A 13950-nucleotide genomic window follows, 5' to 3' on the forward strand; every position below is an offset into this window, starting at 1 on the left:
ATGGTACTAATTCAAAGAAAAATGGAGATCACTAAAAAGATCGTCCTCATTGCTCATGATAACAGAAAGGATGATCTTCTCGACTGGGTAAAATATAATAAAGGAACCTTAAGTAAACATCATTTATCTGCAACCGGAACCACAGGAAAACTAATTCATGAACAAATTGGACTGCCTGTGTTTCGATTCATCTCAGGACCACTGGGCGGGGACCAACAAATTGGATCCAAAATTGTGGAAGATGGAATCGATTTTATGGTTTTTTTCTGGGATCCACTTTCTGCACAACCTCATGATCCCGATGTCAAAGCATTACTTCGTATCGCTGTATTGTATAATATTCCTATGGCCTGTAATCGTTCCAGTGCCGATTTTCTAATTTCTTCACCGCTAATGCAAACTGAATACAATCGTCAATTGATTGATTATGGATCTAGATTACCGGCTAAGAATTGAATATGGTTTGGAATCCCTTTAGAAAGAAGAAACAAAAACTAACCATTTCTAAAGAGACCATCCAAAGATTGGAAGAGGAATCAAAGAAATTAGGAAGGCCTCAGATTTTGGTTTTGGATTTAGAACGAAATCTAAAAGGAATGGGCAATGTGCTCGTTGGATTTGCCGATAAAACACCTACTGATTTTGGTTATATTCGTTGGAAACAGGAAAAGGCAGAAACAATTCTTTCTTTAGGTGAATTACGATTTGAATCAGGAAAATTTTATTTTTTTCCTAACATTGATTTGGAATGGGAGAAAACTCTACGCCCTTATATCCATAGAATTACCGCCAATTATCTGTTTAGTGAAGAACCTATATATTTAGAAGCTAAAGATTTTTTCCGGTTACGTCCGATTTTACATCTTTGTTTTCAAAGGGAAGGTGTGAGCTCCCTCTATTTAAAGGGAACTATATGCCAACTAGAGATTCAAAATCTTACAGAGGATAAAGAAGTAAGAATATCAGAGGATCTTCTTACTTATCTTTCTTCTCTTTACGAGAGTCCATGGGAAGAGTGACATTGTCTCCTGTTGCCAATTCCTTTTCCCATCCACGAACATTTGGCTTCACAGATGAAATGGATTTGCCGAGTTCTGTGATCTCACCTTGAAATAAAGGTTTACCCTTTCTCTTGAATTCTAATTTTGAATTTTTTTGTAATCCGTCGTCTTTTCCAAGAGAGACGATCACTTCATCTTTTTTAACTTTTAAAATTTTCCCTTCTTTGGGGAGTAAATCTTTGATTCGTTCGGAAATTCGATGAATGATGGTTGGTAGGCTATCTCTTCCTTTTTGATTCGTTGACCAAGTAGCAATATCTCTTAAACTATCTCTATCGTAGACAGAAACATCCAAACGAATATCTCCATCTTTAATTTGGTATTTTCCATGAACCACATAGCGGATCTTAGTTGCATTTCTTCGTTTGGAATCCAAAAAATGTAGGTTGTCAATTGCAAATGGTAATGTTTGTGAAAAAGGATGAAAATTGACTTCTTTCAGGAGCCCTCGAATTTCTTTGAACTCATCGCCATCAACAACACGTACTGCTTGTATTTGTTTTAGATTGTAACGAAATGCTTCCGACAAAAGTCTTCCCGCTTGTAAATGGTAAGGAAAAGGCAAACTAGATTCCATATCAAATACATATACTTCAGGACTATAACGGACTGTGTTTTCTTGGATGGAATTGGGATCAATTTGAAGGTAACCTTCCCTAAATTCAATAGATTCCTTTAGATTTTTGATCGAAAATTCTAATTTATTTTGTAATTTGAATGAGTTTGGGTCTTCTTCACGAAGACGGAGTAACAAATTAGTATACTTAACTGCTTCCCCTGTTTGGTTATAGAAATCTAATAGTTCTCTTCGGATGACGGGTGTTTGTGGGCTTAAATCTTTTCCACGTTTCAAATGGAATAGGGAACTTTTGTGGTATAAAGAATGTTTTTCTGAATAAAATCGATCTCTTCTATAGTCTCCTAACTCTCTACGTAGTTTGGATTCCTCTTTTTCCTGTGCAATGGCGTATTCTTCTGCCTCAAATCGCAAAATTTCGTCCAAATCATCTAATTGTAATGCCCTTCGGTAGTGGTAGGAGGCAAATTTTGTTTCTCCCAATTCCCAAGCTAAGTTTGCCTCCAAACTATGGTAAAGTTGGTTTTCCGGAAATTCTCTAGCGAGTTCGTAAATAGATCGAAATGCTTTTCTTTTTACATCCTTATCAGAACTGAAATTTGCTAAAATGATATCATGATATACTGAATAAAACCGTGCTTGTTCTCCTTTGGGATTTAGATTGAGTGAATTTTGAAGAGCATCTTCGGTAAGAGGTAAAACGGATTTTAATTGGCTAGGATGAAAATAGTTTTGATACAAAAGCACCTTGGCTTTAAATGCAAAACCTTCAGGGTCGTTCGGTTCCTTTTTTGTATAGGCATCTATGGAATTAAAAGCTTCGTTATAATTTTCTTTACTAAAATAAAGTTCTGCTAACATTCTTAATAAGTCTGAAGGTTCGGCTAACTTCGCTGATAGGTTTTTTATTTTGTAAATAGCTGAATCTAATTTTCCTTGTTTTTGCAGAGATTTAGCCTCCGCAATGCGAAGACCTGTATTGTTTGGGAATTCTGTCAAAAGCGGTTCAATTAACTTACTTATGGTCGGAAAATCAGAATCTAGCAAATAAATCTCAGTAAGTCCGGTGACAGCAGGAATGTGTTTTGGTTCCCTATCTAAAATTTCTAAATAAAACTTTTTACTTTCTCTATAAGCTCCAAGTTTAAAACTACAATCTGCAACTCCCAATTTGGCATCGATAGAATTTCGATTTTTTTGTAGTGCAGATTGGTAGAGTTGGATGGCCTTTCTGCAATTGTTTTCTGATTGGTATCGTTTTCCCTCAGCAATGTCTTCTAAGGTAGTTGTCTCAGCATTTAAGAGAGACACTGATACAAATAAAACAGTTCCTAAAGTAACAGAACGAAAAGACTTAACGAGGCTCTGGAACAAAATATCCTCCTTCATCTCGACCTTTTACTCCTCTATGTTCCACACCAATGGCTAATTTGATATATCTATTGATGAGTTCGGGGTTTGTATCTGTTTTGTATGAAAGAATGTATCTGTAGTCTACATGTGATTTGAATTTTTTGTATAGTTCTCTTTCTTCACCTTCGCCATCGAGAACAATGTAGCGCCCATTTGTTGGTCCTGTCATATCAGACCAAGAGTCTTCTAATGCAATATTTGGATTTACTGTTAAAACATAAATAGGTATGGAATGTGCTTTGGCAAAGGAAACAATACGTGATTTTTGGTATTGTAAAAAACTATCTTCTCTACCCTCTGATGAAACTAAATAAACTAAAGCTTTGGAGCCCGTTTCTAGGGAAAGTTTTTGTAAGGCGGTAATACTGGCTTTTCCAAAATTAAATTTTTCTTCCGGTACACTGTCTCTGATTTTAGCTAGAATGTCACGAAGGGAAACTGTTTCAGGTAGAATCAAACTACTATCTTTTCCTGCACGATAGAGGGAAATTTTATCTGTATCTCGAAGGGAACGAAAGAAAGGAAAAAGCCCATCCTCTAAACCAAGTTTTCCTTTTTTCAAGCCTTCACTATTTTCATAAACCATAGCCACTGTAAGTTTATCATTTAGTTTGTTTTTGTTAGCCAAGGAAAAAAGTGGGGTCATATTTTCATTTTCAAAAATGCGGAAACTAAGCCTGTCGATACCTACGATTTCTTTACCAGCACGATTACGAACACGAGTATAAATATGGATGTCAGGAAAGCCGGATGTGTCAATGGATTCGATTTTTAAATCTAAGTTAGAGAGTAGGTGGTTCTTCTGGGAAAATATATCAATTCGATGTTTTCCGTAGTCAACAAAATATAGGCTTCCCGTGGAATCCATATTAGTTGCAAAAGGTCTAAATAGAACTCGATAAACACCTTTTTTATCTCGAAACTTACTAAGTTGTTTCCATTCACCATGTAACAATGAGTAGGTCCAAATTCCAGTTAATTCATCTGTTAAAAATATTTGGTTGTCTAGAATTCGAATGCTTCTTGGTTTTTTCCATTCTGGTTTTTCAATGGTATTTAAAGTATTGCCATCACCATCAAAAATAACTACACGAAGATTCTCTTTATCCACAACGTAAATTTTACCGTCGTGGCAGGTAATCCCGGAAGGATTTCCAAGTTTGGAACTTCCCGAGCCTTGAAATTCCAAAACAAATTTTCCGTTAGAATTAAATTTTTGAATTCTTGCATTTCCTGAATCAGCTACAAAAAGATTTCCATTCGGATCTATAAATAAGGAGGAGGGACCTCTAAACTGACCTTGTCCTTTTCCGGAACCACCAAAAGAAGAAATAAAACTTCCGGAAAGATCAAAGAGTAATACTTCATCCCGTGCAAAATCGGCAACATAGATTTTTTGGTTATAATAGGCCAATGAAACAGGGCGATCAAGTTTTCTCGTGATCCCACCTCGCCAATTAGAAATAGGAGTACCTGCTGCATTAAATTTAATGATATTGGAAGTATCAAAACCGGCTACATAGAAGTTCCCATCTTCATCAAAAGTAATGTCTACAGGATTACGAAATCTATAACCACGAATGGAATCACCTTCAATCGTTTTGAAATAAACTTTCTCCTTATCAGTGACTCCGCCAGCAATGGCAAGACGAAGGGCTTCAATTTTATTTATTATGAGAAGGTCATTTTTTGCTTTGGAAGCAAGAATTTCTAGTTCATCAAGGGCTTCTTCCCATTCGCCTAACAGGTAGTAGTTGTTGGCAAGTTCTAATCGAGCTAAATGGAAATCTTTCTTTAAGTTGACAGCTTTTTGAAACCTTTCTTTGGCCGCAGAATATTCTCTTAAATTTTTATAGGTCAGACCTCGTTTGAATTCTTCCTTGGCATTCTCTTCCCCCAAGGAAAAGTTGGGAAAGTCCAGAGGGAAAATTTGTGTGCTCACCAATAGAAAGACAAACGATAGTAACTTTCTCAAAGACACTCCCTCCACCCCCCAATCTAATGGGACATAATCTACAAGTCAACACCTTCCTTAGGATTCGGAATGGGGTTTTCTCTTTATTCTCGACAGAATCCTAAATTTAGACAGCATGGAACTCAAGTTATGTCTCCTGATATTATAGAACGCGAAGTCCTCCGCCGAAAGACTTTTGCCATCATTGCACACCCCGATGCGGGAAAAACAACCCTTACTGAAAAACTCCTCCTGTACGGAGGTGCGATCCAACTTGCTGGAGCAGTAAAAGCCAAAAAGGAAGGAAAGTCAGCTACCTCAGATTGGATGGCCATGGAAAAGGAGAGAGGGATCTCGATCACCTCTGCAGCTCTCCAGTTTGAATACAAAAATAGCATTTTAAATCTTCTGGATACACCGGGTCACGAAGACTTCTCGGAGGATACTTACAGAACTTTAATGGCAGCAGATACAGCCGTAATGGTTCTTGATGCGGGAAAGGGAGTAGAACCTCAAACCATTAAATTATTCCGAGTTTGTCGGGATCGGGGCATTCCTATCATTACCTTTATCAATAAAATGGACAGACCCACTAAGGATCTGTACGCTCTTTTGGATGAGATTGAAAAAGTTCTTGGGATCAAAGCGGTTCCAGATGTTTGGCCACTGGGAACGGGTTTTGATTTTAAGGGAGTGTATGATCTTCGAGACCAACAGTTATATCTTTTTGATAGGACTCCGGGCGGAAAACAAAAAGCTGTTTTCCGTATGGCTGGTCCCAATGATCCAAGCCTTGATGAACAATTTGACTCAGAGATTGTCTCCGCATTTCGAGAACAAATCGATCTGGTAGAAAATGGCATTGGCCAGGTGGACAAAAATAATTTTTTACTGGGAAAGGAAACACCGGTTTACTTTGGTTCGGCGGTGAATAATTTTGGAATCGAACTTTTTCTAAATAAATTTTTAGAATTGGCTCCTGGTCCAGACCATATTCCTCTTCGAGATGGTAATTATTTAGATCCTATCAATGCACCCTTTAGCGCCTTTGTTTTTAAGGTCCAAGCAAACATGAACAAAGCTCATAGGGATAGAATTGCTTTCCTACGTATTTGTTCAGGCGTCTTTGAACGAGGGTTAAACGTAAACCATAATAGATTAGACAAACCAGTGAAACTCTCTTCTAGTTTTGCTTTTTTTGGCCAAGATAGAAATACTGTCGATACAGCTTATCCTGGAGATATCATTGGACTTGTAAATCCTGGTACCTATAAGATTGGAGATGTATTGTCAACGGGAAACACTCCTCCATTACGTCCTCTACCTAGTTTTGCACCGGAACTTTTTGCCACGATCTCTTGTAAGGATACATTACAACTAAAATCTTTTAAGAAAGGCCTTGATCAATTGGCCGAAGAAGGAATTCTCCATCTTTTCACCTCACGAACGATTGGTGGTGGAGTTCCTATCATCGGTGCAATGGGAAAACTGCAATTTGAGGTTTTCCAACGTCGCTTAAAAGATGAATATGGTGCGGAAACTTCCATTCATATCCTTCCTTATGGAATCTCACGTTGGGTGAAAAAGGCAGACAGATCTCAAATTCCTTCGAACGCAAATTTAGTAGAGGATCTATTTGGGAATATGGCCCTTCTTTTTGATACAGAATGGGATATGAATTATTTCCACAAAAATAATGAAGGAATTGAACTTTTAGACAATCCACCTTTGGAGGATTAGCTTAAATCACTTCAATCCCAATCCAAGTGATATCATCAAGGATTGGGATCCCTTCAGAATAGGACCGAATTTTTAGCTCTAATTCTTGTTTGATCAGGGACATATGGTTTAGCCCCATCGTAGAGAAAAAATGAAGGAGCTCAGGTTCCCATAACTTTTGATGTTTAGAGTTTTCCACATCTTTCAATCCATCGGTAAAAAGATAAAACCGATCTCCTTTTTGAATTGGAAACTCTAATATCTTGGGTTCTCTATTAGAAATCATCCCGAACATGGGATTTAATTTTTCCGGGCATTGTACTCCTGAAGGAGATTGATACAACATACCTGGATGCCCAGCATTTCCATAGTAAACTGTGTTTTGATTGAAATCAAATAACAAAAAGATAAAGGGAACAAAAGCATAAGGATCGGGAAGATTTGTTGAAACTCCTTCATTCATTTTGCTTAAGATTTTTTTAGGATCTGATTCTGTTTTTACGATTTGATGAAAGAGTACTCGAAGTACAGTCATCATCATTGCAGCCTTTACACCATGGCCAATTACATCACCAAGGGCAAAAATATAACGATCATTTCCTAAATCAATATAGTCGTAGTAGTCGCCACCAACTTGAATGAGAGGTTTGTATAAAACTTCGTAATCCAAATGTGGAAGAATGAGGATTTTGTTAGGAAGGTATTTTTTTTGTAAATCTTTGGCATAATCCATTTCCTTTTCGAATTCCAAACGTTTTTTTGTTACGTTTTGAACAAGGACGATCGCTCCACTGGTAAATTGATAGTTTTGTTCTAAATACCAAAGTTGGTAAGTGATATCTAATAAGTAAACAGACCCATCCACAGTATAAAACTCTGATTCTTCTTTCCTTAGTTTACTTTGGCCGTCCGGATCAGTGAAAACACCTTCTAAAAATAAACTGACTTCCTTTTCAATCCATTCCTTTACAGAAAGTTGGTCACGAAAGAGTTCGGTCACCAATAGTTTGGGTTCAATTTCTGGATTTTCTAAAAGAATTTTTCCCTTCGGATCAAAGAGGATCGCAGCATGGGGAAATTCTTGTAAAAGAAGTCTGAGTTTCTGTTTGGATTCAATTTCTCTTAGAGAGATAAAAGTCGAAAACAAAAAGGATAAAACGAATAAGGAAAATAAGATAATTACGTTTCTTTTCAAAGATTCTTTAATGGGAACAAGAACCAAATCTTTGGGACTTACAATGAATAAATGGAGAGGTAACCCATACATAGGAAAACTAACAACGAAATAGTTCATTTCCTCTTTCCAAGCCTCATGTAATGTCGGAAGATTGGAATGGATTTGAAGGGAAGGTTTGACTTCATTCCTCCAAAATTCGGAAACTAAAAAATTATCTTCAATGAATCCGGAAATTCCAAAATTCCCATCACCATTAAGGACAAAAAGTCCTTCATTTGGATCACTAAAGGGAGAATCGAGAAGTGCATCTTCTAAAAATTTTGCAGAATGAACAGAAATACGATTTTCATCGATAACAAGTAAATAGGAATTTTTTTCGGAATTCCATTCACAACTAACAAGAGTCAGACCTTCTATTGTTTTTATATTTTGAATTGATGGACTACAATTTATAACAAATTTTGATAATTCTGAAGTCGAAAGTATCCCGATAGTTTTTTTTCCACTTAAGTCCGAATTGATTTTCTCTCGAATTTGATTTTCTAAATCAATAGCAAGGAGTTGGATCCGAATCAATTGAAACCTTTGGTTCCAGTCTAACGCTTCTTTGTACTGGGAATGAATCATAGAAGCTACAAGCAGGAAATACGGGATTATCAGAAAGGTTACAATAGATAAAAATAATTTAAGAAAGGATTTGGTTTTGATTACAAATAAAAAATTGCCATACAATTCTTTAATCCAATTGCCATTGTACACTAGTTAGTTTCCGTAATTTGGCTTTTGAATTTGAATCTTTTTGGGAATTTCTTCATTTCCCAACTTATCTGTTGCGGAAATTTCTACTTCCAAGTTTTGCGAACAGGAATTGATTAGATGAGTCCAAGAACTTTTAGGATCCCAAAGAAACCAATCGGTTTTTGGTCCTGCTCCGCAAAGGGTACGAAAACGAATTGTATCCACACCTGACCCACTGTCTTTCGATTCGATTTGGAGATTGGTTTTAGAAGAAATGTATTGATCGTTTTTATTTTTATGTGTTTGTGGGGCAAAATAGAGTTCTGAATTTGGTGCTGTATTGTCCACACTGAATTCCCAAACCTGCATAGAATCAGAAATTCCGAGTTCATTTGTCACTTGGTATTCCAATTTGTAATCCCCATCCTTAGAAAAAGATAATTCTGGTTCTTTTGTTACTTTCCATGGTCCACCGTTTAAACGGTAACGGACAGAAGTTTTTACTGGCAAAGTAAGAATCGGTCTCACTTGAATTGTATTTTCTGTAAGGAAAAATCTATTATTTCCTTCTGGAGTGAGAATGGGTATGATGACATCCGTTGTATTTGATTTATGAGATACAACCTTTGTCATCTCTTTCTGTTTTGGTTTTCCAAAGGAACTGACAGTATATAAGTCAGTCCAAAATCCACGCACTTGTCGTTTCGCAACGGCCCGAATCCGAAAGAATTCATAACCATTAGGAATGAATAATTGAATTTTTCCTGGATTCGATAAAACACGAAAAGGAATTTCTAAATCAAAATTTGATTCTTTCCATAATTCAAATTCGTACTGAATGATATCATCTCGATCCGGTTCTAAAGTGAATTTGATAGTTTTTGATTCGGAGAATATAGGAATATTCGTAAATAGGAATAAAGAGAGGAATAGACAAAACCGAAAACGAATTAAAGGACTCATTCTTCTTTTGGTTTTGGTGGATCAGGCACCGTAAATGGTTTTAAAGGCGGTTTTCCTTTTTCAACAAAGGTAGCAAAACCGGAAGCCACGTTAACAGTTACATTTTGAGCACTCACTGCAACAGAACCTTCATAACAACTGAGAGTTGTGTTTCCTTGTGCGTCAACTTCTGTAGTAAAGTCCGTACCTTTCACTTCAGAAATAGCAGCATCTGTTTTTAAAAGAAACATTCGTTGATTAGAAGAAGGCTTTTTTTGAACGATAGAACGGATTCGCCCTCTACGCAAATAAAGTTCATCGGGTTCCGATTCCGATTTTCCTTTTTCCATAATTACATGGCTATTTTCTGTAATTTCAAACCGTGACCCTGAAAGTAAAAGAAACTGTGCTTCGGATTCTTTAAAAGTTCGAACCTCATCTTTAGCATAAAGTCCCTCTCCTAAATTGGCACCAGTCCAATCCATTTGTTTTTGAGACACTTTAAGAACTTCAGTTTTCCCTGAATATCGTTGTATATCCGCTAACGGTTTTTTACCCAAACTTTTTGGAATCCATAACTTCATTCCTGGAATGATGAGATTGGGGTTATCGATTTGATTGGATTTTAGAAGTTCTTTCCACTTCCTTGGATCATCCAAATAGGTTTTGGAAATGATACTTAAGGTTTGGCCTTTTTCCACAACGATAGTGATACCGTCGCCTTCGGGCGGATGGATGATTTGTTTGGATTCAGCCGAAATTGAAAAAGGGGATACGTTTGTTAAAATGATAAAAACAAAAAGATAAAAAGGGAAAGGAAACCGGAGTGGTTTCCCAATAAAAAAGGCGGAAGTTTCCTTCCACCTTTTTCTTCGATACAGATTACTAAAGATGAGGAAAATTTGAAAATTCATACAATCCTCATCATTAGACTTGTTAGTCGATGTTTTCAGCAACTAATTCTGCAATGTCTTTTACTTTGACAGAATCAATTTTTTCAGCTGCTTTGACACCATCTGTGATCATAGTGATACAGAATGGACAAGCAGTAGCAATGGTAGTTGCTCCCGTATCAAGAAGTTGTCCTGTACGTTTGCTATTCACACGTGTACTTTCTGGGTTGGTTTCATCCACATGTTCTTCCATCCAGTACTGCGCGCCACCCGCACCACAACAAAGTCCTTTGGAGTGATGGTCAACGGCTTCTTCGATTTTACCACCGGATACTTTTTTCACAACGTCACGAGGGTTATCGTAATTGTTGTTATAACGACCGATGTAACAAGAGTCGTGGTAAGTGTATTTTCCTGTGTTGGCATCATCAGCCACTTTCACATCAATTTTACCATCTTTGGAAAGTTGGTTGATGTACTCCGAGTGGTGGATGACTTCGAAGTTTCCACCAAATTGTGGATATTCGTTTTTGATTGTATTGTAGCAATGTGGACAAGCAGTTACAATCTTTTTGATTCCGTAACCGTTGATTGTGTCTACGTTTGTTTGTGCTAAAGTTTGGTATAGATATTCGTTACCACCGCGGCGAGCCGAGTCTCCTGAACATCCTTCTTCGGTTCCAAGGATACCAAAGTTTACTTCAGCTTTTTGCATGATTTTTACAAAGTCACGAGAGATCTTTTTGTTTCTTTCATCAAAAGCACCCGCACAACCTACCCAATAGAGTACGTCCACGTTTTTGTCTTCTGCTTCTGAAAGAACTTTAACACCAAGACCATCAGCCCAATCTGCTCTTGTATGTGCTCCCACACCCCATGGATTGGAATTGTTTTCCATGTTTGTGAAGGCTTTTTGAAGTTCTGGACTCATTTTTGATTCGGCAAGAACTAAGTGGCGGCGCATTTCAATGATGGCGTTTACTTGGTTGTTTCCAACTGGGCATGCTTCCACGCACGCATAACAAGTAGTACATCCCCAAAGTGCTTCTTCACTTAAACCTTCATGTGAGTTGATGACTCCGGTTTCTAATGCCGCAACAGCCTCTGCACCTTCTTCTGGTGTTTTACCTGCACGAGCCGCAGCAACTTCTGGCATCTTCTCTAACATTTGGTGTTTGAGTTCAACAATGATGGCTTTTGGATTTAAAACTTTTCCTGTTCTGTTTGCAGGACATTCCACTTGGCAACGACCACATTCAATACAAGACATACCATCAAGTAAGTTTGGCCAAGGGAAGTCTTCTACACGATTGGATCCCCAAACTGCATTTTCATCATCTAAATTGAGTTTAGAAAGTTGTCCTTTGGGAGTATCTGTTGCAAGGAAGTAGTTGAATGGAGCAAAAATTAAGTGAGCATGTTTTGATGTAGGAACATACAACATAAACGAGAATACAGTGATGATATGACCCCACCACATAATTTGGAAAACGACGTCTGCAGAAGAGTTTGCAACACCGATCGATTCCCAAACACTACCGATGGCTCCATCAATGAGACCGGCATGTGTAAAGTAAGTCGCTGCAACCGTTTTAGCACCATTTCCAAGTAAGGTGGTCACCATAAGGGTAGCGATCATACTGATCACAACAGCAGAAGCTGGAGAGTGAACATCCAAACCTTTTGCTTTTTTGATCCAACGTCTCCAAGCAAAAAAACCAAGACCGGTTAATACAAGTATGGAAACATAATTCACTGCTTGTTCATAAATATGATTCGCAGCTTCACCCAAAAGAAATTCAGGAAGAGCAAATTTGTAAGGGTCATCCATTACATAACCAAACACACCAGCAACCATTTGGCTTGTTGTGTGGATGGTATACACGAGGAATCCGTAGAATACAAATGCGTGCATGATACCGCGCACTGGTTCACGAAAGTTTTTCTTTTGGAGGACTACGTTTATAAGAAAACTCTTTAAACGGAATCCGATATTTAGGTTCTTTTTAGCATCTTCATTGAAGAAAGCAGGACGACCATTGAAGATCAATCCGAGCCTATAAAGGATGGCGCGGACAAAGACAATGTTTGCCACGACGAAAAATGCTGTGAATAATAGGTGAAAGAGTATTCTTCCGATATCCATTTATGTTTATGCCCTTAAGGTGTTTGGTATTTCCTAGGATTTGTATAGAAAAATGAATGTCCAGGAAAATTCGGTTTTTACAGGGATCTATAGGCAGATTTCCTGTCCAAGTAGGTAGAGATCATGAACTTAGACTCGTTTTCATTTAGCCCGAAAGACCCCGCAGATGCCGTTCTTTTGAACGCTGTCCAAGGCAAACGAATCTCCCCGGAAGAGGCCCTCATCCTCTACAAGAGTGGTGATTTTTTAAAGATCCAAATGGTAGCGCGTTTCCTTCGAGAGAAGGTCAGACCTCACTCGGAAGCCAGTTACACAATGTTCCGGGTTGTGAATTATACCAATTATTGCAATGTCGAATGTAGTTTTTGTTCCTTTATGGATGAGATTGGAAATGGCAAGGGTTATGTTCTCTCGAAAGAAGAAATCCTACAAAAAATGGATTACGCTGTGGAAGAAGGAGCCGACCAAATGTTCCTCCAAGGCGGTGTGTATCCCGATCTTCCTTTTGATTATTATCTAGATGTGATTCGTTCTGTAAAAGCAAAATATCCGAAGATGCATATCCGAGCCTTTTCACCTGTGGAAGTCATCAATTTAGAAACAATCACGGGAAAACCATTACGTGAAGTATTACTGATTTTAAAAGAAGCAGGTCTTGATTCTGTCCCGGGTGCTGGAGCCGAAATCCTCACAGAAAGGATGCGCCAAATCATCTCTCCGAAAAAAGCAACCGTATCAGAATGGGTACGAGCTATGGAAACTTGCCATGAAGTGGGACTTCTTGGATCAGCAAATGTGGTCTTTGGTTCTGAAGAAACAGAAGAGGAAGTGATCGAACATTTGCGTGTGGTTCGTGATCTTCAGGACCGAACGGGTGGATTTTTATCATTTATCCCTTGGACTTTCCAACCGCAAACCAAGAGGTTCAAAGTCAGACCGGTTCCCACACATGAATACCTAAAGGTTTTGGGAATTTGTCGGATCTTTCTAGATAATATCAAACATATTGAAACCTCTGTGATGGTTTTAGGAAAAGGAGTGGGTCAGCTTGCCCTTTATTCCGGTGCTGATGATATTTCTTCTGTCGTGATCGAAGAAAATGTCCTACGTTCTTTTGGTTTAAAAACAGAAAAAGAGGCGCGTAAATTTCTCACAGAAGGTGGGTTCCAACCTGTCCGTAGGAACTTACTTTACGAAGAAGAATATGACTGCAACCAAGTGGGGGTTGACCAGACCTAACGCAAGCAGGCTTTTTCTTCTCTCGAGTGATTTCCTTAGGTAAAAAAAAAGATGGGGCTTTCACACCCATCTTTCGAAATTTTACACCTTA

At 38.0% G+C, this 13950-nt stretch carries 10 protein-coding genes; 4 read left to right on the forward strand and 6 right to left on the reverse strand.

The window, feature by feature from the left end; translation table 11 throughout:
- Positions 1-456, forward strand: a complete 456-nt coding sequence (locus EHQ49_RS13765; protein ID WP_208732225.1) for a methylglyoxal synthase — start codon at positions 1-3, stop codon at positions 454-456.
- A 2-nt stretch (positions 457-458) separates the two neighbouring features.
- A complete protein-coding gene (locus EHQ49_RS13770) occupies positions 459-1019 on the forward strand; it encodes a hypothetical protein (RefSeq protein ID WP_135580240.1) in 561 nt (186 codons plus the stop codon).
- Here the strand turns inward: EHQ49_RS13770 and EHQ49_RS13775 are convergent.
- Together EHQ49_RS13775 and EHQ49_RS13780 are read right to left on the reverse strand one after the other, a co-directional pair.
- Positions 976-3012 carry a tetratricopeptide repeat protein gene (locus EHQ49_RS13775; RefSeq protein ID WP_244241488.1) on the reverse strand — a complete coding sequence of 679 codons (2037 nt, stop codon included), beginning with the start codon at positions 3010-3012 and terminating at the stop codon, positions 976-978. The genes EHQ49_RS13770 and EHQ49_RS13775 overlap by 44 nt on opposite strands.
- Positions 2993-5026: a 6-bladed beta-propeller gene (locus EHQ49_RS13780; RefSeq protein ID WP_135580242.1), complete on the reverse strand. Its 2034-nt coding sequence runs from the start codon at positions 5024-5026 to the stop codon at positions 2993-2995. Before EHQ49_RS13780 ends, EHQ49_RS13775 begins: the two co-directional genes overlap by 20 nt.
- A 129-nt stretch (positions 5027-5155) precedes the next feature.
- On the opposite strand from EHQ49_RS13780, the gene EHQ49_RS13785 reads away from it, so the two are divergent.
- Positions 5156-6745 (forward strand): peptide chain release factor 3, encoded by a 1590-nt coding sequence (locus EHQ49_RS13785; protein ID WP_135580243.1) that lies wholly within the window; start codon positions 5156-5158, stop codon positions 6743-6745.
- Position 6746: 1 nt separating this feature from the next.
- Here the strand turns inward: EHQ49_RS13785 and EHQ49_RS13790 are convergent, their stop codons facing one another.
- The 4 genes from EHQ49_RS13790 to EHQ49_RS13805 all read right to left on the reverse strand — a co-directional run bounded on the left by EHQ49_RS13790 (position 6747) and on the right by EHQ49_RS13805 (position 12620).
- Entirely contained in the window at positions 6747-8528 is a 1782-nt protein-coding gene (locus EHQ49_RS13790) for a PP2C family protein-serine/threonine phosphatase (RefSeq protein WP_244241490.1), read from the reverse strand.
- 135 nt (positions 8529-8663) lie between these two features.
- Positions 8664-9602, reverse strand: coding sequence for an LBF_2017 N-terminal domain-containing protein (locus EHQ49_RS13795; protein WP_135580245.1), 939 nt, complete (start codon positions 9600-9602; stop codon positions 8664-8666).
- A complete protein-coding gene (locus EHQ49_RS13800) occupies positions 9599-10495 on the reverse strand; it encodes a FecR family protein (protein WP_135580246.1) in 897 nt (298 codons plus the stop codon). The genes EHQ49_RS13795 and EHQ49_RS13800 overlap by 4 nt, the downstream gene beginning before the upstream one ends.
- 22 nt (positions 10496-10517) lie before the next feature.
- The gene (locus EHQ49_RS13805; RefSeq protein ID WP_135580247.1) at positions 10518-12620 is read right to left on the reverse strand and encodes a (Fe-S)-binding protein; all 2103 of its coding nucleotides are present in this window, start codon (positions 12618-12620) and stop codon (positions 10518-10520) included.
- A 123-nt stretch (positions 12621-12743) separates the two neighbouring features.
- On the opposite strand from EHQ49_RS13805, the gene mqnC reads away from it, so the two are divergent.
- On the forward strand, positions 12744-13859 hold the full coding sequence (gene mqnC / locus EHQ49_RS13810; RefSeq protein WP_135580248.1) for a cyclic dehypoxanthinyl futalosine synthase: 1116 nt from the start codon (positions 12744-12746) through the stop codon (positions 13857-13859).
- Positions 13860-13950 lie beyond the last annotated feature (91 nt).

It is taken from the genome of Leptospira perdikensis, assembly GCF_004769575.1.
Lineage (GTDB): Bacteria > Spirochaetota > Leptospiria > Leptospirales > Leptospiraceae > Leptospira_A > Leptospira_A perdikensis.

Excerpts from the sequence above, each read along its gene's own strand:
- EHQ49_RS13765 (WP_208732225.1), top strand. The coding sequence starts at position 1 with ATGGTACTAATTCAAAGAAAAATGGAGATCACTAAAAAGATCGTCCTC.
- EHQ49_RS13770 (WP_135580240.1), top strand. The coding sequence starts at position 459 with ATGGTTTGGAATCCCTTTAGAAAGAAGAAACAAAAACTAACCATTTCT.
- EHQ49_RS13785 (WP_135580243.1), top strand. The coding sequence starts at position 5,156 with ATGTCTCCTGATATTATAGAACGCGAAGTCCTCCGCCGAAAGACTTTT.
- EHQ49_RS13790 (WP_244241490.1), bottom strand. The coding sequence starts at position 8,528 with ATGATTCATTCCCAGTACAAAGAAGCGTTAGACTGGAACCAAAGGTTT.
- EHQ49_RS13795 (WP_135580245.1), bottom strand. The coding sequence starts at position 9,602 with ATGAGTCCTTTAATTCGTTTTCGGTTTTGTCTATTCCTCTCTTTATTC.
- EHQ49_RS13800 (WP_135580246.1), bottom strand. The coding sequence starts at position 10,495 with ATGAATTTTCAAATTTTCCTCATCTTTAGTAATCTGTATCGAAGAAAA.
- EHQ49_RS13805 (WP_135580247.1), bottom strand. The coding sequence starts at position 12,620 with ATGGATATCGGAAGAATACTCTTTCACCTATTATTCACAGCATTTTTC.
- mqnC (WP_135580248.1), top strand. The coding sequence starts at position 12,744 with ATGAACTTAGACTCGTTTTCATTTAGCCCGAAAGACCCCGCAGATGCC.